Annotated in this window: 23 protein-coding genes; 17 read left to right on the top strand and 6 right to left on the bottom strand. The window is 40.9% G+C overall.

Going from position 1 to position 24,821, the window contains the following annotated elements; all coding sequences use genetic code 11:
• Positions 1-160: 160 nt before the first annotated feature.
• From SporoP8_RS05170 to SporoP8_RS05160, 3 genes are read right to left on the bottom strand one after another with little or no spacing between them, the layout of a single operon-like run.
• Positions 161-1,057: a glycine betaine ABC transporter substrate-binding protein gene (locus SporoP8_RS05170; protein WP_232319210.1), complete on the bottom strand. Its 897-nt coding sequence runs from the start codon at positions 1,055-1,057 to the stop codon at positions 161-163.
• Complete coding sequence (locus SporoP8_RS05165) at positions 1,054-1,707, bottom strand: ABC transporter permease (protein ID WP_085131533.1); 654 nt, start codon at positions 1,705-1,707, stop codon at positions 1,054-1,056. Before SporoP8_RS05165 ends, SporoP8_RS05170 begins: the two co-directional genes overlap by 4 nt.
• Positions 1,700-2,836: a betaine/proline/choline family ABC transporter ATP-binding protein gene (locus SporoP8_RS05160; protein ID WP_085131532.1), complete on the bottom strand. Its 1,137-nt coding sequence runs from the start codon at positions 2,834-2,836 to the stop codon at positions 1,700-1,702. The genes SporoP8_RS05165 and SporoP8_RS05160 overlap by 8 nt, the downstream gene beginning before the upstream one ends.
• Positions 2,837-3,169: 333 nt before the next feature.
• Between SporoP8_RS05160 and SporoP8_RS05155 the strand changes: the two genes are divergently transcribed.
• Entirely contained in the window at positions 3,170-3,433 is a 264-nt protein-coding gene (locus SporoP8_RS05155) for a hypothetical protein (RefSeq protein ID WP_085131531.1), read from the top strand.
• Between the two features lie 192 nt (positions 3,434-3,625).
• On the opposite strand, the gene SporoP8_RS05150 is transcribed toward SporoP8_RS05155, so the two are convergent.
• Positions 3,626-4,225, bottom strand: a complete 600-nt coding sequence (locus SporoP8_RS05150; RefSeq protein ID WP_158233690.1) for a TetR/AcrR family transcriptional regulator — start codon at positions 4,223-4,225, stop codon at positions 3,626-3,628.
• 150 nt (positions 4,226-4,375) lie between these two features.
• Here SporoP8_RS05150 and SporoP8_RS05145 point away from each other — a divergent pair, with 150 nt between their 5' ends.
• The 10 genes from SporoP8_RS05145 to SporoP8_RS05105 all read left to right on the top strand — a co-directional run bounded on the left by SporoP8_RS05145 (position 4,376) and on the right by SporoP8_RS05105 (position 12,829).
• On the top strand, positions 4,376-5,011 hold the full coding sequence (locus SporoP8_RS05145; protein ID WP_099628635.1) for a CoA transferase subunit A: 636 nt from the start codon (positions 4,376-4,378) through the stop codon (positions 5,009-5,011).
• Positions 4,998-5,630: a CoA-transferase gene (locus SporoP8_RS05140; RefSeq protein WP_085131528.1), complete on the top strand. Its 633-nt coding sequence runs from the start codon at positions 4,998-5,000 to the stop codon at positions 5,628-5,630. The genes SporoP8_RS05145 and SporoP8_RS05140 overlap by 14 nt, the downstream gene beginning before the upstream one ends.
• A 22-nt stretch (positions 5,631-5,652) precedes the next feature.
• Positions 5,653-6,963 carry a GntP family permease gene (locus tag SporoP8_RS05135; RefSeq protein ID WP_085131527.1) on the top strand — a complete coding sequence of 437 codons (1,311 nt, stop codon included), beginning with the start codon at positions 5,653-5,655 and terminating at the stop codon, positions 6,961-6,963.
• A gap of 19 nt (positions 6,964-6,982) precedes the next feature.
• Positions 6,983-7,939 (top strand): 3-hydroxyacyl-CoA dehydrogenase family protein, encoded by a 957-nt coding sequence (locus tag SporoP8_RS05130; protein ID WP_085131526.1) that lies wholly within the window; start codon positions 6,983-6,985, stop codon positions 7,937-7,939.
• Positions 7,932-8,678, top strand: a complete 747-nt coding sequence (locus SporoP8_RS05125) for a 3-hydroxybutyrate dehydrogenase (protein ID WP_158233689.1) — start codon at positions 7,932-7,934, stop codon at positions 8,676-8,678. Before SporoP8_RS05130 ends, SporoP8_RS05125 begins: the two co-directional genes overlap by 8 nt.
• An 18-nt stretch (positions 8,679-8,696) precedes the next feature.
• The gene (locus tag SporoP8_RS05120) at positions 8,697-9,878 is read left to right on the top strand and encodes a thiolase family protein (RefSeq protein ID WP_085131524.1); all 1,182 of its coding nucleotides are present in this window, start codon (positions 8,697-8,699) and stop codon (positions 9,876-9,878) included.
• A 174-nt stretch (positions 9,879-10,052) separates the two neighbouring features.
• A complete protein-coding gene (locus SporoP8_RS05115) occupies positions 10,053-10,328 on the top strand; it encodes a hypothetical protein (protein WP_085131523.1) in 276 nt (91 codons plus the stop codon).
• A gap of 347 nt (positions 10,329-10,675) precedes the next feature.
• Entirely contained in the window at positions 10,676-11,596 is a 921-nt protein-coding gene (locus SporoP8_RS05110; protein ID WP_085131522.1) for a S66 peptidase family protein, read from the top strand.
• 168 nt (positions 11,597-11,764) lie between these two features.
• Positions 11,765-11,914, top strand: coding sequence for a hypothetical protein (locus tag SporoP8_RS16625; RefSeq protein WP_099628573.1), 150 nt, complete (start codon positions 11,765-11,767; stop codon positions 11,912-11,914).
• Between the two features lie 249 nt (positions 11,915-12,163).
• Positions 12,164-12,829: a hypothetical protein gene (locus tag SporoP8_RS05105; RefSeq protein ID WP_085131521.1), complete on the top strand. Its 666-nt coding sequence runs from the start codon at positions 12,164-12,166 to the stop codon at positions 12,827-12,829.
• A gap of 77 nt (positions 12,830-12,906) precedes the next feature.
• Here SporoP8_RS05105 and SporoP8_RS05100 read toward each other — a convergent pair whose 3' ends face one another.
• Together SporoP8_RS05100 and SporoP8_RS05095 are read right to left on the bottom strand one after the other, a co-directional pair.
• Complete coding sequence (locus SporoP8_RS05100) at positions 12,907-13,680, bottom strand: SDR family NAD(P)-dependent oxidoreductase (protein ID WP_085131520.1); 774 nt, start codon at positions 13,678-13,680, stop codon at positions 12,907-12,909.
• 236 nt (positions 13,681-13,916) lie between these two features.
• A complete protein-coding gene (locus SporoP8_RS05095; RefSeq protein WP_085131519.1) occupies positions 13,917-15,656 on the bottom strand; it encodes an amidohydrolase in 1,740 nt (579 codons plus the stop codon).
• A gap of 382 nt (positions 15,657-16,038) precedes the next feature.
• Here SporoP8_RS05095 and SporoP8_RS05090 point away from each other — a divergent pair, with 382 nt between their 5' ends.
• The 6 genes from SporoP8_RS05090 (at position 16,039) to SporoP8_RS05065 (ending at position 24,486) form a co-directional block, all read left to right on the top strand.
• Positions 16,039-17,697 carry an FAD-dependent oxidoreductase gene (locus SporoP8_RS05090; protein ID WP_085131518.1) on the top strand — a complete coding sequence of 553 codons (1,659 nt, stop codon included), beginning with the start codon at positions 16,039-16,041 and terminating at the stop codon, positions 17,695-17,697.
• 334 nt (positions 17,698-18,031) lie between these two features.
• Positions 18,032-19,345: a short-chain fatty acid transporter gene (locus SporoP8_RS05085; protein ID WP_085131517.1), complete on the top strand. Its 1,314-nt coding sequence runs from the start codon at positions 18,032-18,034 to the stop codon at positions 19,343-19,345.
• 209 nt (positions 19,346-19,554) lie between these two features.
• Positions 19,555-20,196, top strand: a complete 642-nt coding sequence (locus SporoP8_RS05080) for a metal-dependent hydrolase (RefSeq protein WP_085131516.1) — start codon at positions 19,555-19,557, stop codon at positions 20,194-20,196.
• 138 nt (positions 20,197-20,334) lie between these two features.
• Positions 20,335-21,936: a DcuS/MalK family sensor histidine kinase gene (dcuS, locus tag SporoP8_RS05075; protein ID WP_085131515.1), complete on the top strand. Its 1,602-nt coding sequence runs from the start codon at positions 20,335-20,337 to the stop codon at positions 21,934-21,936.
• Complete coding sequence (locus tag SporoP8_RS05070) at positions 21,933-22,649, top strand: response regulator (protein WP_085131514.1); 717 nt, start codon at positions 21,933-21,935, stop codon at positions 22,647-22,649. The genes dcuS and SporoP8_RS05070 overlap by 4 nt, the downstream gene beginning before the upstream one ends.
• 169 nt (positions 22,650-22,818) lie before the next feature.
• Positions 22,819-24,486 (top strand): SLC13 family permease, encoded by a 1,668-nt coding sequence (locus SporoP8_RS05065; protein WP_085131513.1) that lies wholly within the window; start codon positions 22,819-22,821, stop codon positions 24,484-24,486.
• Positions 24,487-24,821 lie beyond the last annotated feature (335 nt).

Below are 24,821 nucleotides of genomic sequence, written 5' to 3'. Positions count from 1 at the left end.
AAAGGAAGCACTACATATGGTTCTATTTTGAAACGGGTACCAGGTCCCGACACAATTCATAAACTATTCTGAATTGTGTTGAAGTTGTGTGCGGACCTGGTACCGTCTACGAAAAAACAGCGCATTTCTTGTTTACACACAAGAAATGCGCTGTTTCCATTTACTTCTCTTCAATTAACCCACTATCCACCAAAAATTCCTTGGCGACGAGTTCAACCATAATACCGTCATTATCGACTTTTCCATTCATGACTTGCATGGTCTCTTCATCGATTTTACCTTCGAGAAGGCCGAGAATTTCTTTAAGTTCTGGGTATTCTTTGAGTGTTTCATCCCGTACTAACGGCAGTGCGTGGTAGGGAGGGAAGTACGATTTGTCATCTTCTAACACGCGTAGATTCGCAATCGCCAGCTGTCCATCTGTCGTGTAGGAGTTAATAACATCTACTTCATTTGCACCAATCGCGCGATACATCATGCCGTGGTCCATTCCTTTGACATCTTTAAACGCAATGTCATATTCCGTTTGGAAACCAGGTAATCCATCTGGCCGGTCAATAAATTCGAACACTGCGCCCAATGTAAAGTCTTTCGAAACTTTAGCGAAATCACTAAACGTCACAAGGCCGAGCTCTTCAGCTTTCGCCTCATCCAATGCTAGTGTATACGTATTATTGAATCCGAACGTACCGAGTGCGGTGATATGGTCACCCGCGACAAGTCGTTTGGTCGTTGCTAATGTTTCTTCAGCTGTCCCGGGTTCTTCGTGGTAATACGTCACCACAATAGTTCCCGTATAGTCAGGGATGACATCGATATGGTCATTTGTCATGGCGTTCCAAACGACCGACGAGCCACCCAGGTTTTCTTTGTAGAGAATATCTATACCTAATCTATCCTCAATTAATTGTCCCATTACGTGAGACAAAATAATACTTTCGGTATTATTCCGGGAACCGAGTCTAAGTGAATCTTTTTCATTGAATATACAGCCTGAAAGTAGGCTGGCCAGTAAGATTGTGACAAGCGATAGTGTAAGTTTGTTTTTTAACATCATTTCAATCCTTCCGGCGTCGTCCAACGTTCAACGGCGCTAAAGAACGTTTCAAGGGCAATCGCAAGGATCGCCGCTGGAATGGCTCCAAGTAAAATCAATCCGTCAATTCCACGTGTAATTCCGAGGAAAATGAAGTCGCCGAGCCCACCTGCTCCGATGAATGCTGCCAGTGTCGCGTTACCGACGTTAATGACCGCAGCTGTTCGAATTCCGGCCATAATAATAGGGATTGCAAGAGGCAATTCTACTTTAAACAAAATTTGCATGCTCGTCATACCCATACCTCTCGCGGCTTCGATTGTAGCTGGATCCACGTCTTTAATTCCCGTGTATGTGTTTCGCATAATAGGCAGTAAAGAGTAAAGGAATAACGCAGCAATTGCGGTTTTCACGCCAATTCCGAAGATAGGAATCATAAAACCCAGTACAGCTAAACTAGGGATGGTTTGCATGATGCCTGCCGCGCCAAGGACTCCAGTTTTAAGTTTTGGTACGCGCGTAATGAGAATCCCGAGCGTTACAGCAATGAGCACCGCGAGGATCATCGAGAAGAATACGAGTTGAATATGGATGGACGTTGCTTCGAGCACTTCCGGCCATCGCAATTTGGTTTGTTCCACCAGTTGTTGCCATATATTTAAATCATTCATGTAGATCGGCCCCCTTATCTGTCCATTGACTAGACATCGCAGAGAGTAAGGAGCCACGGTTGACGAGTCCTACCAGTGTATGATGTTCATCGACAATTGGAATCATGCCGAACGGTGAGGTATCCATCATGATAATGGCATCTTTCGCTGTTGCCGTATCCACTAAAAAAGGTACGGCTGGCTTCATCACTTCATCAATGGTTTTAATGCCATCTACATTTTTAATTAAATCGTAAGCAGAAACAATCCCGAGTAGCTTCTTATGATCATCTAAGACGAGAAGATCTGTTATTTTTCGTTGACGTATAAGCGAAATGGCTCGTTCTGGAGAAATGTTGGAACGGGTAGTGACAACCTTCTCTGCCATTATTTCCGTAACAGGCATCAGTTCAGGGTTTTGGATAATTCGATGCTTACCCATAAATTCTTCTACAAAGCCGTGAGCGGGTTCGTGTAGTAATTTCTCTGGAGTGTCTAACTGAAGTAAATTGCCGTCTTTCATAATAGCAATACGATCGCCCATCTTTAACGCTTCGTCCATGTCGTGTGTAACAAAGACAATGGTCTTCTTTAACTTTTTGTGTAGCTTAAGTAATTCTTCTTGCAGCTGTTCACGTGTAATGGGATCAAGCGCACTGAATGGTTCATCCATTAAAATAACATCCGGATCCGCTGCAAGCGCTCTCGCAATGCCGACACGTTGTTGTTGTCCACCTGATAATTCTTTCGGATAACGTGTAGCATATATTTCGGGATCAAGCCCGACTAATTCAAGTAATTCTATTACACGTGTTTTAATTTCTTTTTCATCCCAATTTTTGAGTTGGGGTACAATAGAAATATTCTTTTCAATCGTATAATGAGGAAAAAGACCGATTTGTTGAATGACATAACCAATATTTCTGCGGAGTTCAGCGGCGTTGTAAGATTTGATATCTTTGCCGTTGATAGAAATTTTCCCACTGGTGTGTGGAATAATCCGGTTAATCATTTTCATTGTAGTAGACTTACCTGAACCACTAGGTCCTATCAGAACTAGTAATTCACCTTCAGCAATCTCGAAGTTGACAGATTTCACGGCTTGAAATCCACCTTCGTACACTTTGGTAACGTTTTCAAACTTAAGCATAAGTACCTCCTGTATGTAATTAAAAGCAAATCCTGATTTCTAAAAGATTTTGAAATTAGGATTTAAAAATAGACGTCACTCCTTAATAAATTAAGAAAGTCGTCTGAGATAATATCTCAACATATTAGTAAAGTTTGTTCAAGAATCGATTAGGTGCCAGGTCCCAGCACAAATCAGAAACGATTCTGAATTGTTCTGGAATTGTGTGTGGACCTGGTACCTTTTGTATTTGATTTCACGAGTAAATACGTATAAAATATACTTCTGTACTCTTATAAAATACTGTAGAGGTACGAGTGTGCATATGAATAAATGTTTTAGTGGAGGGTCTTTATGAAATATAGAATTAGTAATAAGCAAGTATTCGAGCAAGCACAGTTGCGATCGGTGTCTGATGTGCCATTCACTGAAGAAGAACTTCAAAACGGCATGAAGTTGGCGGTCGCTAAGGAAGATTCTACATTGGCGCTGTATTTAGTAGAGGTTGACGGTCAAAAGAAATTTGAAGTTCGTTGGGATGATTCGCACGAACTTTTCACCGGCTGGTATTCGGCGTGGGAAAATTTCACGTGGTGTTTAGATATCGTAGGGGACTGATTTCACAGATAGTTGTGTACAAAACTATGCATCCAAATACTCTAAAAAAGACTCCGCAGGTTTATGCAAACTGGCGGAGTTTTTTGTGTTTTAAGGTGCCCGGTACCCACACAAATCAGAATTATTGCTAAATCTACTTAGAGGTTTGCATGGACTTGGCACCATTTATTTTTTGCACTACATGCATATACATTAATGTAGACCCGTAACAAGATGCTTGATAAGTGGTTTCCCCATATCCTCGAGACTTGAGTCATCTAATTGTAATCCCCAAAAATAAATGGCTCCCATCATACTTTGTATAATAGTTTGAAAGAAGTCATTTGTGGAGCTAATGTTTTGAATAGAGTTATCTCTTTTTCCTTCTTCAATAATCTGTCGAAGGATAACATACAATTTCCGTTTTTCATTTGTAAAAAAAGTATGTTCATTACTTATAATTGCTGCCGAGTAGATAACACGCATTAAATCTTTACCTAATTCTTTTTCGATACATCGAAATACAGCAAGATAAAAGGCTTCCAAGCGCTCTACGGCTGAAGAGTACTTCTCCTTTACTTCCTCATAAATATATACATAATGTTCGTCCATCTCCATAAAACGCATCATAAAAATACTTGATTTGGAAGGGAAGTGTTGATAAAAAGACCCTTTAGAAGTCCCGCTCTCTTTGACAATTCGATCTACTGAAACCTTTTCGTAACCAAGACTTTTGAAAAGATCAAGTGCTACATTCATAATATGAAGCTGGGTTTTTACCCCTTGTACTGTTTTTTTTTCTAAATTCTCCATAAGTATCTCCCTTTTAATGTAATTGCGAAAATAGTTTGACTTTTGCGATATCTTCATTATATCATTAGACTGTAGTCTAGTCTATGGAGGTGTTGTGTAGTGGAGAAGTTAAGATGTGCTGAAGAACTTGAGTCATTATTTAAGGAACGTATGCGTTTGTTGATAGGGGGATTTGGAATTTCTGGTACCCCTTTAACAGTGTTGGATGCGATAGCCAAGTTTGAAGCGGGAAGTTATGAAGTAGTCAGTAATAACTTAGGGGATTATGGGAAAGGGTTGCATAAAGTTTTTGAGGCTGGCAAAATTAGAAAAGCAGTGGGGTCTTTTTTTACGATAAACAAAGAAGCAGTAAATGCATGGTCAGTCGGAGAATTGGAGATTGAATTAATACCTCAAGGAACATTAGCAGAAGCAATTCGGTGTGGTGGGGCCGGAATTGGTGGCTTTTATACACCGACAGCTGTTGGAACGAGGCTAGCTGAAGGGAAGGAAGTACGCGAAATTGATGGTGTCCGTTATTTATTTGAAAAAATGATTAAAGGTGATATTGCCCTTATTAAAGCATCAAAAGCAGATAAAGCAGGCAATTTAGTTTACCATACAACGGCTAGGAACTTTAATCCCATTATGGCTACTGCAGCAGAAATAGTTATAGCAGAAGTAGATGAGATTGTTGAGGTTGGTGAGCTTAGTCCAGAAGAAATCGTTACACCACATATCTTTGTGGATTATGTTGTGAAAAGTAAATACACCAAAAAAGGCGGGGAATATATTGAAGTTAACTAGTCGTGACTTGATTGCAAAGCGTATTGCACAAGAGCTGAAAGATGGCGATGTAGTAAATCTAGGAGTAGGTATTCCAACGCTTGTTTCTAAATATATAGCGGATAAAAGGGTGTATTTGCAGACTGAAAATGGGTTGTTGGGTATGGGGCCACCACCACATGAGGATGATATAGATATCGATCTAATAGATGCTGGGAAAGAACCTGTCTCAATTACATCGGAGGCATCATTTTTTGATAGCGCTTTCTCGTTTGCAATGATTAGGGGGAAACATATTGATGTAGCTATTTTAGGAACACTTGAAGTTGACCGCTATGGTGAGATTGCAAACTGGTCTGTACCCAATCAGCCGATTTTAGGTGTAGGTGGGGCAATGGATTTGGTTGCTGGGGCAAAAAAAGTAATTGTAGCGAGTACGCTTTTTACAAAAGACGGTATTCCCAAATTAGTTGAATCACTAACGCTTGATTCAAGTGGCGAACGGCGTGTTAATCAATTTGTTACGGAGTACGCAAGCTTTACCTTTCACGAGAATGAGATCTTTGTAGACGATATATATGGGGATTTAAAATTTGTAGAATTACAAAGAAGAATAGGTTTACCGTTAAAACAAAAATAAACAACTATTAGGGGGTGAGTAGATGTGGAGTTTAATTACAATTGTCATTTCATTAGTTCTTTTAATCGTACTTGCTTTGAGAGGATTTAGTATTATCATTATAGCTCCCGTTGTTAGTTTATTTGTGATGGTAACGAATGGATTTTCGATTTTAGACACATTCCAAAATACCTATATGACTGGTTTTATAGGATATGTTCAAAAGTATTTTCTAATATTCTTATTAGCATCAATGTTTGGAAAGCTAATGGATGATAGTGGTGCAGCTCGTCAAATTGCTACTCTTTTGCTTCGTTTAACTGGAAAAAATAGCAAGTTCAGAGTGTTAGTGGCTATTATGATTATTTGTGCATTTCTAACGTATGGTGGAGTAAGTCTATTTGTGGTAATTTTTGCAGTATTACCTATTGCAAAACCTTTATTCAAAGAATTGGATATTCCATGGCATCTATTTATGGCACCTTTTTTTACAGGGATTGGAACATTCACGATGACCATGTTGCCGGGAACACCTTCCGTACAGAACATTATTCCAACAAAGTACCTTGGGACATCAGTTACGGCAGCACCACTACTAGGGATTATTGCGACATTATTAGTCATTACGATTAACCTTTGGTATATGAAGTTCGCATTAAAACGTTCAGAGCAGCGAAATGAAACATATGAAAATATGACAAATCACGATAAAGGCGGATCTATAGAGATTAAGGATATTTATGAAGGGCGTACTTTACCCAATTTTGTAGTTAGTTTAATTCCTCCTATTACTTTACTTGTTGTTCTAAATCTCTTCAAAGTTGATATTGTCTATACGTTAATGGGTGTGGTTGTGTTGGCTACTATACTATTCTGGAAACATATTGAAATAAAGAAAAACACTCTTAATGAAGGTGCGGTACTAGCAGTATTACCGATTGTGAATACGAGTGCAGATGTTGGGTATGGTTCTGTTATCGCAATTACTGCAGGTTTTGGTCTATTTAATGAAGCGATGACTCAAATTCCAGGCAGTCCAATTATATCATTATTCGTCGCAACAACAGCACTTGCAGGCATTACTGGATCTTCAAGTGGTGGTTTAGCAATCGCTATGGAAGCGCTATCATCTACTTACTTAAATTTAGGATTAAATCCGGAAGCTATGCACAGGGTCATGGCTGTTGCCTCGGGAGGTCTGGATTCACTACCACATAATGGAGCTGTAATTACAATATTGGTAGCTTCAAAACTAACACATAAAGACGCTTATAAACATATTTTTGCGGTTTCTGTTGTCGCACCTTTAATTGCCAGTATTCCAATGTTAATAATGGCAGTTCTACTATACTGACATCGAAGGAGGAAATAAGATGATTAAAAAAATTGGAGTTATCGGCGCAGGAACAATGGGATTCGGTATAGCTTTTCAGTTTATTACAAATGGCATGTCGGTAATATTGCAAGATGTATGCGAAGAAACTTTGCAAGTAGCAAGGGGGAAATTAAAAACGTATCTCGCTATTTTTCGTGAAGAAGGAACTCTCTTTAGTGAATCGGATGAAAGTATTACAAGTCGGTTAACTTGTACGATGAAAATTGAAGATGTTGCTGACTGTGATCTAGTTATTGAATCTGCATTAGAAAATCTTGAAGTGAAACAAGAGATTTTTAAGCAACTAGATACAATTTGCGAGGAACATACGATTTTATGTTCCAACACTTCGAGTTTAAGAATTTCAGATATCATTTGTCATGTAGTAAAACACAAAGACAAAGTGATGCTAACACATTTTTTTAATCCAGCGCATATTATTCCGCTAGTAGAACTTTTAAAAGGCCCTCATACCAAGCAGGAGACGTACGATGAAGTAGAGTCGTTTATGAAAGAAATGGGAAAAGTGACGATTGAAGTGCATCGGGAAGTACCGGGTCTTGTAGCCAATCGTATCCAAATTGCATTGGCGCGTGAAGCATTATCATTATTAGAAGATGGCGTAGTTTCTGAGTCAGATTTAGAATGTGCGATTTTTGCAGGACCCGGTTTCCGTTTCGCGTCAAGCGGATTACTGAAGATTATGGATTTCGGGGGATTGGATATTTGGGACATTGTAATGGAGCAATTACAGCCTGAAATAGAATCCGATATACGCTCGTTTTCTGTTATTAAAAACAAAATTAGTCGAGGGGATTTAGGCGTCAAATCATCAAAAGGCTTTTTTGACTATCCAGGAAAAGGATTGGACGACTACGTAATTGATCGTGATCGTTCGTTAATCCAACAACTAAATGTTTTCAACAAAAGAGAGGGGACGATGGATCATGCGTAATATATTAGTGACGGGTGCAGGGGGCGGCTTAGGAGCGGCAATGGTAAGGAAATTTGTTGAAGAAGGAGATTATGTATTTGCTGCGGATATAAAGTTTGAAGTGGCGCAGACAGTAGCTGAGTTATATCCAGGAAAAGCCGAAGCCCTTGAGCTAGATGTTTCAAATTCCGCTTCTGTCCAACATGCTATTGATACAATTTGTAGAGAAAATGAGCTTCATGTTCTTGTGAATAATGCTGGTATACAATACCGAGCTAAAATTGAAGATTTTCCAGAGGATAAATGGGACATGTTGCAAGATGTAATGTTAAAAGGTCCATTCTTAATGACCAAATATGCATTCCCTTATATGAAAAAGCAGCAACACGGTCGTATTGTAAATATTTCATCAGTTCATGGTGAAATGGCAACACCAGAAAAAGTAGCATATGTGGCAGCAAAACATGGTGTTATTGGATTAACGCGTGTCGCTGCGCTTGAAGGAGCAATGCATGGAATAACTGTGAATGCTGTGCTACCGGGTCCAGTAAAAACACCTTTGATTATTCAACAATTAAAAGATCTTGAAGAGAGTAAAGGTATGTCGGAAGCAGATGCACTGGATGAAATCGTATATCCCAAACAAGCGATGCAGCGTTTTATTACTGCAGACGAAATTGCAAACAGTGTATTCTTTATATCTTCAAATCAAGCTACAGGAATAACTGGTGAAGCGTTGAATGTTTCAGGCGGAATGTAAATAGAGGAGGAATTGTTTATGTCAGCGTATATTGTAAATGGTAGTAGAACTGCATTTTGTAATTTTGGAGGGGCATTTGCTAATACGACAGATATTAATCTTGGTATAGCTGCTGTAACGGGGGCGCTGCAACGTTCAGGAGTGGACGTAAAACTAATTGATGAGATTGTATTTGGAAATATTATTCAAACGACAACAGCTTCAGCTTATTTAGCCCGTCATATTGGGTTGAAAAGTGGATTATCTGAAGAGAGTACAGCACTTACAGTGAATCGATTATGTGGCTCGGGCTTGCAGGCGATTATAACTGCAACACAGGAAATCGAACTCGGTAATGTTCAGGCGTCAATTGCAGGTGGAACAGAAAATATGAGCCAAGCACCTCAAGTATTACGCGGGACACGTTTTGGTTCGCCAAATCAAGCACCAATCGTAGAAGATATGTTATGGGGTACTTTATATGATGAAGTGGCGGGCTGTGGGATGGGAATGACGGCTGAAAACTTAGCCGAGAAATACAGTATTTCTCGTGAAGAACAAGATGTATTTGCCTATAATTCACATCAACGCGCAACTAAGGCGAATCGATCTGGTCGTTTTAGAGAAGAAATTGTACCCGTATCGGTGAAAACGCGAAAAGGAACAGTTGAGGTAATGATGGATGAGCATATTCGTGAAGGAATTTCCCTGGAATCCTTAGCGAAACTAAGGCCTGCATTTAAAGAGGGGGGGACTGTATCAGCAGGAAATGCGAGCGGTATTAATGATGGTGCTGCAGCAGTTGTGCTTGTCTCAGAAGATTTTTTAAAAGAGCATAAGTTATCTTCGCTAGCTAAAATCTCTGCTTACGCAATGGCGGGTGTTAATCCGGCAATAATGGGGATTGGTCCAGCTCCCGCAATTCGAAAAGTATTGAAAAAAGCAAATTTATCTGTGGATGACATCGGTTTATTTGAAATTAATGAAGCATTTGCAGCACAATCGTTAGCTGTATTAAAAGAATTAGAAATTGATCAAGAAAAAGTGAATGTCAATGGAGGTGCAGTAGCACTTGGGCATCCAGTGGGGGCGAGCGGTGCGCGTATTACATACACACTTGCATTGGAAATGCAAAAACGAAATGTGAAATATGGCATAGCAAGCCTATGTATTGGCGGAGGACAAGGGATAGCTGTTTTATTGGAGAATACAACATTGTGATATTGATTACTCAAATCAGATACCAGGTTTCCAACATAAGGATAAATTCTGAATTGTTCTAGAATTGTGTGCGGACCTGGTACCTTTAAAATTGAACCTTTCTGCGTATACTTCCACTATAAATTGCGATACTAAGCCTGTTATCATTTATTTTATATGTGGGAGGCGGAGTATATGGCAAAGGATTCTGGTCCAAGTTGGAAAAAGGATCATCCGGGCACGTTTTTTAGTAATTCGGTAGATAAAGCAGATCGTGCAGTAAAACAAGCGATGTCCCATCCAGAAGAGATGGCAATCGAGCATGCATTTAATGCAATCGAGCGAGCTGAAAACGCGTTTATGAATGCAAAGCAATATAACAAAGAGTTAGATATGATTCAGCAACAAAAGGGGCAGTTGGATTTGATCAAGCAACAATTGAATGAAACCCAAATGAAAAAAGGCGAGTAATTCACAATAGTTCTTAGTCATCTCATTACTTTTTAATGATGTACAATCTAATCATAACTATGCACGGTCAACACCCTTGATATGCAAAGTTTCAGACTGCAGACGAACTCCGAGATTATGGGGTTTGCCTGTAGTTTTTTTATTAAGTACCAGGTCCCTACACAATTCGGAAACAATTCTGAATTGAACGAGAGTTGTGTGGGGACCTGGTACCGTTCGCAGGTACCGTTCGCAACCGTTTTCGTTCCCCTGGTACCGTTTCCAGTCCCCAAAAAAGCCACACAAACATATGCTAATACAAAAGAAAAAGTTTGTGCTACTGACTAGGGGAGAGGAGCTACTAGTTCATGACTACGAAACCGCAACAATTAAAAAGAGGCGACACAGTAGGCATTGTAACGCTTGGAAGTCCGCTGGCGGCTAATCGCATTACGGAAGGGATTCGGATGTTGCAAGGAATGGGATATAAAGTCGTGGTGGGAGAGCATGTGTATTCCGCTAATGGATTTCTTGCAGCGACTCCTCGGCAAAGGGCTTCGGATTTAATGAAGATGTTTAAAAATCCAGAAGTGAAATGGATTTTACCTACTCGCGGTGGAGTCGGGGTGGCAGGGATTTTACCATATCTTGATTTCAACGTCATTAAGCAAAATCCTAAAATTGTTTCGGGATATAGCGACATTACGATTTTATTAAATGTATTGTTTGAATATGCTGATCTGATCAGTTTTCAAAGTTTGTTATTGTTAGACTTTAGTCCAGGAACGCCTTCATATAATTTCAATCAATTCTTTACAGCGACATCAAATGTTAAGGCGCCTTGGCAGATTATGAACCCGCCTGAAGTTCCGTTGATTGGATTAGTTCCAGGAAACGTTACAGGACCGATTGTAGGCGGGAATCTCACGTCATTCGTGGGCACATTAGGCACATCGTTTGAGATTAATACAGAAGGCCGAATTCTTCTGTTGGAAGAAACGCACGAGCCGGTCAATACGGTGTATCGATACTTAAATCACTTGGCGATGGCAGGGAAATTTGATGATTGTGTAGGCATCATTATGGGACAATGCACGAACTGTCAATCTGCCTACGGGAAAAGCTACGAAGATTTGATCAATGAATTTCTAGTTCCACTAGGCAAACCTTTATTGACCAACCTAGCCAGCGCACATAGTTTCTATAAAGCCACAGTTCCTATTGGGGCGAATGTTCGGATGGATACGGTGAATCGAACGTTGACGGTGATGGAGCCAGTAGTAAAGTAGGTGTCACGTCCATATACAATTCATTCACATACATTATTTATTTTTTACTATTATCCGTAAGATTTAGGGTATACTAATAAAGTAAGAAGGTCTGTTTGGTAAAATAAGGTAACATGTATAAGTTGAATAGATGTTCTCTCAAGACGACAAGAATAGTAGGTGAATCATATGGGAAAGTATCAATTGGATAGCAAAGGCAAGGCGTCTGTAGCGAAGTATCATGAAAAGAACAAGCCAGCGCAATTTGATAAAAAGAAGCATCTTGAAAAAATACGTACGGCGTATTTGGAAAAAAAGCAAAAACAAGCAGATGAATAAGTGAAATTAAGTGCTCGTATAACTCGAGAACTATTTTGAATGGTACTGGCACGGATCATATGCATACGTGGAGAACTCTCAGCATTTATTGCTTGGAGTTTTTTGTATTCATCTAACACAATCGTTAGGGAAATATGTTATAAACGATCCGATTTAATATCGTAAATCCATAATTATTGTTATGATGTGTTTATATTCTGAAGAAAAGATAGTTGCCATCAGAAAATACTTAAGAAGGTGTGAATTCCATTGAATCTTTTAAATGTTAGAAAAGGCCAATTTGTGTATTACCAAAATAAGCTGCATCAAGTCTACTCTGTGAAAGCTTTTTTTAAGCAGTCGGTTCACTTGGTTCGACTAGAAGATTTTGAACAACAACTGGCAACGGCTAAAGAAATTACTTTGTATAAACCAAAACATATGGACAGTTTTGTAGTGAATCATAAACGGTATACATTGCATAAAGATGAGAAGGCTAAAGTAGGCGATTATATTTTAATCATCAACCCTCAGCCAGATTCTTTAGATTATCACTATCTCCACGCGATTGAAATGGTGTCTTCCATTGAACGAAACGGCGTCATCAGCAATAAATCCAATGGAATTAAACATAATGAATATTGGGTGATGATCCCTGGGTTTAAGGAAGGCGCGAATATTATTGATTTGGAAGTACCAGATGTCAATTATATAACTGAACATGGAAACGAACAGTTGGAAATCCTCACACCTGAAGCGCATATACCTAAAGTAGGTGATGTCTACCAATCTAACAACAGTGTTCCCCCTCTACAGGCGATGGTTATCGCAGTACAAGGCGAAACACTTTATTTAGGCGGAGATATTGAAGTGAAAATGAATGAATTGACGGATAGTAATTCATGGAGTTTAGTTCACAGCATACCGAGTCTGTAATCTCAGGTAAGTGCCAAACAATAAAAAGAGTGGACCAGGTTTCCTACCTGATCCACTTTTTCTATAATTTATATAAATTACTGTTGCATATTACCCGCGGTATATCCGCCATCTACTGCAAGTGTTACACCACTAATGGATCTTGCAAGGTCTGAGCATAGGAATACGACGGCATTTGCTTGTTCTTCTGCGGTAGACATTCTTCCAGCTGGAAGGGATGCAAGTACTGCCTCGTATTGTGCAGTGGAAGTTTTAGACCAGTTTTCAATCGCTGGTGTAATCGTAGCACCTGGAGCGATTGAGTTAATCGTAATTCCTTTTTGACCGTATTCCAATGCAACTGACTTAGTTAAACCGGTAATAGCATGTTTGGATGCAGTATATGGTGCCATATTTGGAGAGCCTTGAAGACCCGAACCTGATGATGTGTTGACGATTGCACCACCGCCAGTTTTCAGCATAGCATTTACTTCATGCTTGATGCAGTAAAATGTGCCGTACAAATTGACTTTCAATGTAATATCCCAGTCTTTTGAATCCAATTCACCAATTGGCTTTTGCCCTTTGTTAATGCCCGCATTGTTATGGGCAAAGTCGAGCTTGCCAAATGTTTCAACCGTTTTATTGACGAGTTGAATTACTTGCTCCTCGTCACTTACGTCACATTTGAAAAAGGCTGCTTCACCGCCAAGGTCTTTAATAATTTGTACAGTTTCGTGCCCTGTTTCTTCACTCACATCTGAAATCATGACTTTCGCACCCGCTTTTGCCAATGCGACTGCAGTTGCTCTACCTATTCCTGACCCCGATGCTGTAACTAATCCTGCTTTACCTTCCATAATTCCTATCATGAAAACACTCCTTTTATGTCAGTATTTATTAATTTGTACAAGGCCAATATACGCCCTAATTAAAGTTGAATCAACTATATAGTTTAATGTCTAACTAAGCGAAGTATACTACGTGCCAATAAAATGTTAAAACCATGTTGAATGGATGTAGCACAGCTGGCAAATGTGATCTACCTTTTAGAAGGTGAGGAAAAGCAATAAGGGAAAAGCTTCAAAAAGCTTTTCCCTTATTTGAGTTACTTACTACTGCTAGTCGAGACGGGGAAAATGATCTGATCATTGACTATCGTTTCATGTACACGGATATCCTTGATTTTTTCAGGCTTGACCGTTAGTGGATTTTCATCCAAAATCACGAAATCTGCTAGTTTTCCGACTTCGATTGAACCTTTCTTCTGTTCTTCGAAGTTTTGCCAAGCCGCATCGCTTGTTACGGACTTGAGTGCTTGCATAGGCGTGATTCGTTGTTCAGGACCAATGATTTCACCACTTCTTGATGTCCTGTTTACTGCTGACCAAATAGCCTGTAGCGGAGACATCGGCACAACGAATGTATCTAAATGGATAGAAAACTTGATGTCTCTGTCAATTGTCGATTGGAGAGGGCTCATTCTAGAAGCGCGCTCTGGGCCCATAAATGTGTCTCGATGCTGATCACCCCAATAATACGTGTGGGAGACGAAGTAGGATGGGGTGATCCCGAGTTCTTTCATGGAATCCAGCTGATCTTCTCTAACCATTTGTGCATGTTCGATTCTATGGCGGGCATCAGGGCGCGGAAATTCTTCTTGAGCGATCCGGTATGCTTCAATAATATCGTCAATGGCCGCATCGCCATTTCCGTGAACTGCAATTTGGTATCCAGCTTGATGGAGAGTTTTTACGCGTTCGATCAGTACTTCTTTATCCATTCCAGGATACCCTTTATAATCAGGGTCATTAGCAGGTGTCTTATGATAGGGTTCTGTTAAATACCCCGTGTACCCTTGGATAGAGCCATCATAAGAAATTTTTACTGGTCCTAGTTTGAACCTGTCGCTACCGAATCCTGTCGTGAATCCACCTTCTTCACCAGGCGATATCATTCCACCCCAGCCAGCTCCCATGGCGGTGATTCGAATAGGAATTACATTGCGTTCTATAAGATTTTGAAGGTTTCTCATAGCGGCTTTATCTACACCTGCAATAATGGAAGTCGTCACACCTGCTGAGGCATATTGTTCCACGGCATGAATTGTAGCGCTTTCATTTTGTTCTTGTGTAATAGGAGGAATGATCTTGCTCACTAGATCCGTCGCATGCTCCTCTAAAATTCCATTCGGTTCTCCTGTTTTCGGATCTCTGACTATCGTGCCGCCTTTAGGGTCGGCTGTTTCTTTCGTAATTCCTGCCAATTGTAATGCTTTCGAATTTACGACAGCTAAATGGCCGGATGAATGCATGATGTGGATGGGATGCGTAGTTGAAATCTTATCCAAATCCTCGCGTGTCGGATGTCTTCCTTCTTTCATAAGCGTTTGATCATAACCTTGACCTTGTATCCATTCACCTTCTGCAGCATCTTTCCCCCACTCTTTCATAACATCAATCAAATCTGCGATGCTAGTAATCTCGCCGACGGGTGGGCTGTTCAAATCAGCAAAGACGATGTCATGTAATCCGGAAGCTGGGAAATGACTATGCGTATCATAAAATCCGGGAAGTATCGTTTTTCCTTTTAAGTCTTTCATGACGGTATCCCGTCCTTGCAATTGACTCATCTCTTTGTCAGTACCGACTGCAATGACTTTGCCGTTTTTTACAGCGATGGCTTCAGCCGAAGATTCATCGCTGTCCATCGTCAAGACAGTTCCGTTATGGTAGATGGTGTCGGGAGCAAGGGGGTCCAATTTCTTCGGTAAAGTTTTTGCAGAAAGACCTAGTAGAATTACACTAGCGAGTACAAGCGTGGTGGTGATCATCAGTTTGTTAGCCATAATCCATCCTCTTTTCCATATATGTAAGTAAGTTTCTGCTTTTTATCCATTTTCTCCTTTCCTGGAAAAAATATCTTGCTAGTAATAATTTACAGAGAATTCTATATATTGTCAACGGTCAAGATGTACTATGAATGTAAGTAGTCTGGCCATCTGCTATGTGGAGATTTGCATAGATATTTCAATAAATGATTCAAAAGTAGCGCTTTCTCAACCAATTTACAATGGTTGAGCAGTTCCTACCTTTTATTTACAATAATACATACTAGTAAGCTGTAAGCATGCATATAATTTACATGCAAGCTTAAAGGCGACTAGATTACTAGACCGGTGGAGTTGCCTACATATAAGCATGGGAAGTCATAAACAAAGGGGGATTTTTATGAAGTGGGATTACGAATATGATGTAATTGTAGTCGGTTCTGGAGCATCTGGGTTTACGGCCGCGATCACAGGAAAGAAAGAGGGCTTGAAGACGATCCTAATTGAAAAGGAATCACGATTCGGAGGGGCGTCGGCACTTTCGGGAGGCGGGATATGGATTCCGAACAACCGCTATTTGGTCGAAGGGGGAGTAAAGGACAGTTTTCAAGAGGCCATGACGTATTTGGGCGCGACGGTCGGCGACAACACTTCGGACGAGATGAAAGAGACCTATTTGAATAAAGGAATCGAGATGCTTGACTATCTCCATGAAACTTCCGAGCATATGCGGTTTACGTATGCAAAAGACTACTCGGACTACTATCCTCATTTGGCAGGCGGAAAGGGAGAAGGGCGTTCCATTGAGCCCACGGTCTTTAATCTTAATCAGCTAGGCGATTGGAGAGAGCGGATGAAGCCGCCCGCGATGGATACGAAAGGATTTGTCATGACAGGTCAAGATTTCCGTCATATTAATATGATTACTAGAACATGGAAAGGAAAGACGAGAAGTCTGACGCTCGGTTGGCGTCTAGTCAAGCACTTGATTTTTAGAGCCAACTATTCAGCTTTGGGCCAAGCGTTGATCGGTAGACTCGCGTTGACGTACAAAGAATTGGGTGGCGAGCTTTGGCTAGATAGCCCGTTCATCGATTTTATTATTGAAGACGATTTAATTGTCGGTATTACGATTATGAAAGATGGCAAGGAAGCGCGTGTGAAGGCATCGAAAGGAGTCATTTTCGCGTCTGGTGGTTTCTCTCAGAAGCAATCGTATCGTGAGAAGTATCTTCCGGCTCCGACGGATAAAAATTGGACATCCTCTCCACCAGGACAAACGGGAGATTTATTGGATCCGGCCGAGAAGCTTGGCGCGAAATTCGGCTTCATGGACAAAGTTTGGGGAGCGCCGTCTATCATTGATCATACAGGAATGCCTTTCTTCTTAGTGGCTGACCGGGCAATTCCATCGATGATTATCACAGATCAAGACGGGAACCGCTATATCAATGAGCCGACGCCATATCACGAATTTGTGGATACGATGTATGCACACAATGACAGAACCGACGGAAAGGCCATTCATTCATGGATCATCCTCGATCATAAGGCGAAGAAACGGCATTTATTTGCGGGATTGTTTCCGGGACAGGATTTTCCTAAAGCCTATTATGAACACGGTGTGGTTCTAAAAAGCGACACGATTGCAGGATTGGAAGAGAAATTAGCGATACCGAATGGAAATCTCGTGAAGACAGTGGATCGGTTCAATGGCTTTGCGGAGACAGGAAAGGATTTGGATTTCCATAGAGGTGAAACCCAGCATGATCTGTATTACGGCGATCCTACGCTGAAAAATCCCAACTTAGATGAGCTGAACAAAGGGCCATTCTACGGATTAAAAATATATCCCGGTGATATTGGAACAAAAGGCGGAGTCGTCATGGATACTCAAGCCCGCGTATTGAAAGAGGATGGCACGCCAATCAAAGGACTGTATGCATGCGGCAATTGCTCAGCTGCCGTCATGGGAGAATCCTACCCGGGACCTGGTGCGACAATCGGACCTGGAATGACATTCGGTTATATCGCAGCCCTTCATTGCAAAGGGAACTAGTGGTATGGAGCTGTGCGACAAGATAAAGTGCCAAGTCATCACAAAATTGGCTTAGGAGAGGCATTATGTATGCTTCTCTATTTGCTATAGCGTGACTCTAGTAAAACAGACTGTGAAGAAATTACCCGGAAGTATAAAAAAACATACAGGATACTTGCGTCAAGTTGAGTTCAGAGCATGTTCTTGCGCAGTGGGTATAGAGATAAGAAGTCAGCATCGCTTTCAATCGGGATTAACCGATTACTAGATGAAATGATAGACTTATAAGTTCAATGGATATAGACTGAGTTAACAGAAAAATCTGTATGGAAATTAAGGATATAGGAGGGTTAGTATGAAACTGTTAACTAGATGGTCTAACACATTAATGGAGCGGTATTTACCAGACCCGTATATTTTCGTTGCCATTTTAACGCTGGTTGTATTCGCGCTCGGTCTTGGATTCACCGATTCGGGTCCACTCGACATGATTGTTCATTGGGGAGATGGCTTCTGGGGACTGTTATCGTTCACGATGCAAATGGTGATCGTGCTAGTTGCAGGATACGTTTTGGCCATTAGCCCTATATTCAAGAAACTATTGAGCACGCTGGCAGGGGTTGCAAAATCGCCTGGCTCCGCAATTATACTTGTTTCCGTTGTCGCACTGATCGCTTGTTGGATTAACTGGGGGTTCGGTCTGGTCATTGGTGCCCTTTTCGCGAAGGAAATTGCAAAGAAAGTACCCAATGTTGACTACCGTCTTTTAATTGCAAGTGCTTATTCCGGTATGATTATTTGGCATGGTGGTTTAGGTGGAACCATTCCACTTTCGATCGCGACTGCAGATCATCCATTCGCTGACATAATGGGTGTCGTTCGCACATCTGAAACAATCTTTTCAACGTATAATATGATTATTGTCGTGGCGCTACTCATTGCCATTCCGATTTTGAATCGTTTTATGATGCCAAAGCCTGAAGATACCGTTACTGTCGATCCGAAACTATTAGAAGAACATATTGAAGTGGAGAAAAGTACAGATAACACGCCGGCTAGCAGACTGGAAAACAGTGTAAGTATTTCCATGCTGATCGGCGCACTCGGTCTCATTTATCTCATTCAGCATTTCCTAACCAAAGGATTCGATTTAAACTTAAACATTGTGAATTTTATTTTCCTAGTACTCGGCATTATTTTCCACGGGACACCGAAACGTTTTCTTGCCGCGGTTACAACTGCAGTTAAAACAGCCGGTGGCATCATCATCCAATTCCCGTTCTATGCAGGAATTATGGGCATGATGGTTGCTTCAGGACTTGCTGGCGTCATGTCCGAATGGTTTGTTTCCATTTCGACGGCAAGTACGTTTCCATTGTTTACGTTCTATGCGGCGGGCCTAGTGAACTTTTTTGTACCATCGGGTGGCGGTCAGTGGGCAGTGCAAGCTCCTATCATGCTCGATGCCGCGCAAACACTTGGCGTTAGCTATTCAAAAACAGCTATGGCTATTGCGTGGGGCGATGCATGGACCAACATGATTCAACCGTTCTGGGCTTTGCCGGCACTCGCCATTGCGGGACTTCGCGCAAAGGATATTATGGGCTTCTGTCTTTTCATACTGTTAGTGAGTGGGGTTATTATTAGTATCGGTTTGTATTTCTTCTAAGTGAACTTGAAACGACTGGGCTAGTGTCCAGTCGTTTTTTGATTGTGTGCAGGGAGTTTGCTGCATAGAAACGGAGGGATCAAGGGCTACTGTATTCCTGACGTAGCAGAATGTTTACCATTTCAGCTATCAATCGTTATACTAGAAAAGACGGAACGAATATACGTTCTGAATTCGACCGTACACTATACAGCTAGAGAGGTTTACATATGAAAGGCACTTCACATTTATTTATCGGCACAGCGGTCGGCGCCATTGCGGGATACGCTGTGCAGCCGGACATCCAGACTGCGTTGATTGGCGCGGCAGTTGGCGGAATATCCGGAGTCGTTCCGGATCTCGATACGAACGGACTCGCGAGCAACAGCATCACACTTAGTAAGAAAGTTAGCAAATGGCTTATGGAAACTGCTGGCATCGTTATTCTGCTGACGCTCATCTATCAAGTATTTACAGAAGGACTGAGCCAAGATATTTATCTGTATGGAGGTATCGGACTTCTGTTGCTCATTGTGTCGCGACTCATCACACAGCGACGGATGCTCACCATTACCGGTATCCTCGTCATGCTTCTCGGTTTTGTCCTTGACCAGTCGCTAGGTATTTTACTCGCTGGTAGTTATATTATTATTGCGTCGTTCTTGCCACATAGATCGTATACGCATTCTATTATAGGGATTGTCTTTTATGCGTATATTTTGAAGCATTTGTATATGCAGTGGCCGATCGACGGTCTGGTTGCTGCAGGGCTTGCTGGGTATGTTAGTCATATGCTTGCGGATATGAAAATTCTTCCTGTTAATCGGCGCGGGGTTAAATGGTTTTTGCCTTTGTGGAATCGGGAGTTTTGAGGTCCCGACACAACTTAAGAGCAATTCAGAATTGTGTTAGTATTTGGTACTCACTTAAGAGAAGCGCTACACACGCTTCTCTTTTTGCTATATGATTACAATAGTAGAACTTAATTTAAACAATCCATAGGTGAAAAAATGAAAAAACTAAATAAAAAGCCGATTAGTATGCAAGTATGGTTAACGGCTTTGGTGTGTATGGTTGTTCTTGTTTCTCTGTCAGTAGCCGGTTATTTAATTGGTAGCAATGCAGCTGATCAAGCAAGGATATCTCAATCGGAAAAGGCGATGAATATTGCCGTTACTATCAGTCATGCGCAGTCAGTGATTGATGGATTGACGGGAAAAGGACCAATTGAAGATATCCAGACGTTCACTAAATCTGTGCAAAACGACACACAAGTTGAATACATCGTAGTAATGAATAATGAACGTATCCGCCTGTCCCATCCAGTAGCTGAGCGCATCGGCCAATACTTTGTAGGTGGTGACGAAGACAAGGCATTTGCGGGAGAGCAGTACACGTCTATGGCTACAGGAACATTAGGTAAGTCAATGAGAGCGTTTGTACCGATCATGTCTGAAGGCCAAATTATAGGTGTGGTTGCTGTTGGTATTATGATGGATAATGTCCGCACTAGTGTTTTAGCTAGTATTAATGCGAGCTTTATCGGGATTGGCTTTGGTTTATTGATTGGCTTATTTGGCGCCATTTTATTAGCGAAAAAAGTGAAGCGTACTTTATTTGGACTTGAACCAAGGGAAATCGCTCAACAACTTCGTGAAAGGGAGTCGATGCTTGAAGCGGTCAGCGATGGGATTGTCGCCATTAATGACAAGGCAGAAATTGTCTTAGTGAATCAAGCAGCAATCACGCTTTTCCGTAATGCAGGCGTGGGAGGTAACCCCGTTGGAAAGCCTATTCAGTCCTTTATTCCTTCGCTACCACTTCAGCAGATGCTCGAACATAAAAAACCTCAGTATGATCAAGAGCTTAAATTAAATGGACTGGATGTCGTGGTTACCCAAGTACCTGTCATTTCTAACGATAGCTTAGTTGGAGCGCTTGCTATATTTCGTGATAAATCCGAATTAACCTCGCTGGTGGAACAGCTATCTGGGGCTAGGGTATACGCTGAAACGCTGAGGTATCAAACGCATGAGTTTATGAATAAACTGCATATTATCATGGCGATGGTTCATACGAAATCCTATGATGAGTTAAAAATGTATACCGCCTATATTTCAGATGCTTACCAAACGGAAACAGGCATCGTTTCAAGACTAGTCAAAGATCCCGTCATTGCAGGCTATTTAATGAGTAAGTTAAGCGAATTACGCGACTCAGGGATAAAGATTAAGTTACATGGAGATCATCCGCTACCTCCGTTAAAAAAGGTTGAGCATATGGATAAGATTATTACGATACTAGGAAACTTAATAGACAATGCTTGTGAAGCAGTGAGTGATCGTGTCGATGGCGAGTTACAATTGACACTTAATTATGAAGAGTCCCGATTAGAATTCAGCGTATATGATAATGGACCTGGAATCCTCGTAGAGAATATTGAAGAAGTATTTGAACAGGGGATGTCTTCAAAAGGTGAAGGACGCGGTTATGGGCTGTATCTAGCTAAAATTGCATTGGATGAATTGGATGGCATTTGGACTATATCTTCTACGAAAGGAAAAGGCACACAATTTATTGTAAGTGTTCCATACAAAGGTGAAGAATCATGATACAAGTATTAATTATAGAAGATGATCCAATGGTAGCGAAATTCAACGGAATTTATTTGGAAAGTATTCCAGGTTTCATGGTTGCTGGTTTTGCAAAAAATGTAGCAGAAGGTCGGAAGTTTCTTGAGTTGTCAAAAGTGGATCTCATTTTACTTGATGTCTATATGAAAGGACCCACCGGACTAGATCTGTTAAAGGAGCTTCGAAAAGAGGGCGACTCGCTAGATGTTATTCTAATTACAGCTGCCAATGATAAAGAGTCTGTGCAACAAGCGCTTCGCTATGGAGCGGTTGATTATCTTATAAAACCATTTACTTTTGAACGCTTTCAAAACGCTTTGTTGCAATTTAAAAAGCAATATCATTTGATGAATCAGCATGAGAAAATCAGTCAGGATGAAATTGATAATTTACTTCAGACGATAGATAGAAAAAAAAGTGAAGCAATTGAATTGCCAAAAGGACTAACGAAAACGACATTCACACGTATTGCGAAGCAGATCATTGGAAGGCAAGGAACTATATTTTCTACAGCAGAACTCGCAGAAGATGTCGGGATTTCAAGTGTATCCACACGAAAGTATTTACACTATCTGGTTGAACATAAACTAATCGATAGCCATATAGTTTATCAAGGAACAGGTCGTCCGTTAACAAATTACCAACTGTTCCCTGAAAAAGCAGATATCCTTCAGTCGTTGCTTAAAAATTAATATACATGGTGTATTAATAAGCTTCCGGGCAGTTTGGCGACAGAAATAAGCAACTGCTTGAGTTGCTTATTTTAGTTACAAAAGTATTTGTTTGATTACATAATATATAATTTCTGAATAGTCCCTCTTATAGTTGAACTAATAAGAAAGCGTTTTCGGAGGGATGACAATGAAGGAAGTCGCATCAACTACCTGGCAGAAATTATGGCGTTCACATGACCAGGCAAAAGATTTACTAAATTTCTTTTCGTATAAGAAAAATCTAACGGCAGCAAATCATCATGAAGCTGCAGAAAGGGAACAGATTTCACCCCAACCCCCTAATCAGAACTCAGGTAAAAGTTCGTCCTATTCTACCGTCCAATTGGTAGGTCTCATTCTGGGTCCGCTTTTATTTATCATTATGATGTTCTTTTTATCTCCTGAAGGGATGAATCCAGAAGCTAAATCAGTACTGGCTGTGACACTGTGGGTAGCGACATGGTGGGTTACGGAAGCGATTCCAATCCCGGTCACATCGCTGCTTCCCATTTTTCTATTACCAGTGACAGGTGCTATGGAAGCCGATGTGGTAACGTCTTCCTACGGCAATGACATTATTTACTTGTTTTTAGGTGGTTTTTTCATTGCTACAGCAATGGAGAAATGGAACTTGCATAAACGGCTGGCATTGGCCATTATCGCTTTCATTGGTACAGGGACCCAAAGAATCTTGCTCGGTTTCATGATAGCTACAGCATTCCTATCTATGTGGGTTTCGAATACAGCAGCGGTTATGATGATGATTCCTATGGGATTGGCGATTACAGCCCAGGTAGCTGCTGCGTTAAAAGGCACTCCGGAAGAAAAGGAATTGCCGAAGTTTGAAAAGGCACTTATTTTCGGAATTGGTTATGCGGGAACGATTGGCGGGCTCGGGACGCTTATAGGTACACCGCCCAATATTATTCTAGCGGCACAAGTTAAGGAATTATTCGATGTTGAGATTTCCTTTGCGGGCTGGATGCTCGTCGCAGTACCGATTGTCATAGTACTTTTGTTTTCTACTTGGATTTATCTTGGGCGCTTTGCATTTAAGATGAATATCAAAGGTCTTCCCGGTGGAAAAGAAGTAATTACCGAAGAACGAAAGGCATTAGGGAAGACATCGTTTGAAGAAAAAGCGGTGAGTGCAGTCTTCGCTTTTGCAGCGTTTATGTGGATCACACGTGAATTTCTTTGGATTAACATTCTTCCAGGTTTAAAAGACGGCATGATTGCGGTAGTAGCAGCGGCATTGCTGTTTGCTATACCCACTTCCAAGAAAATCGGCAAACGAATTCTAGCATGGGAAGATTCAAAAGAAATTCCATGGGGAGTATTGCTATTATTTGGAGGAGGACTTGCCATTGCAGCAGGTTTTCGAGAAACGGGACTTTCTGAATGGATTGGATCACAACTGACAGCTTTGGATGGGTTCCATATAATCACTATTATTACTGCTTCCTCTTTACTGGTGCTGGCATTGACGGAGTTTACATCTAATACGGCAACAGCAACAATGATTCTTCCTGTATTGGCAGCACTTGCACTATCTATGCATATACATCCATATGCTTTGATGGTACCAGCTGCTATGGCTGCAAACTGTGCTTTCATGTTACCGGTCGGCACACCTCCTAACGCTATCATTTTCGGAACGAATAAGCTCCGTTTAGGAGAAATGGTACGAGTCGGATTCATCATTAATGTGTTTGTACTCATACTGATTGTATTGGCTGCCTACTTCCTATTACCTCTGCTTTGGGGAATTGATTTACAAGTAGTGCCAGAAGAGTTTTATACGAATTTTAAGTAAGAGAGAATTTGAGTACACGGTAAACACACAATTCTTGAATCATTCAGGATTGTGTCACGACCAAGTACTTAAAACTAGCTTCGCTGCAGATTTTTGATAGGCGCTAGATTCTTGACAATGCTAAATTGTTTGAGGATCTGGTGCTTTATTAATGGATACCAAATTATTTATTTTCCATCATTTCTTTTATTGAACTTTGTGGAAAACGTAGTCATCAATACTATAAAAATAGGTATTAAACTCCATAAAAAGAACCCCCAATTCTTTGTCAGTAAAGACAATGCTAAGAAGAAAGCAAGTGCGACAATTGAAATATAAACAGTGCGTTTTTGAAA

This window comes from Sporosarcina ureae (assembly GCF_002101375.1).
GTDB classification, from domain to species: Bacteria; Bacillota; Bacilli; order Bacillales_A; family Planococcaceae; genus Sporosarcina; species Sporosarcina ureae_B.
Note: the sequence above shows the minus strand (reverse complement) of the source record. Positions and strands in the feature narration are given on the sequence as shown.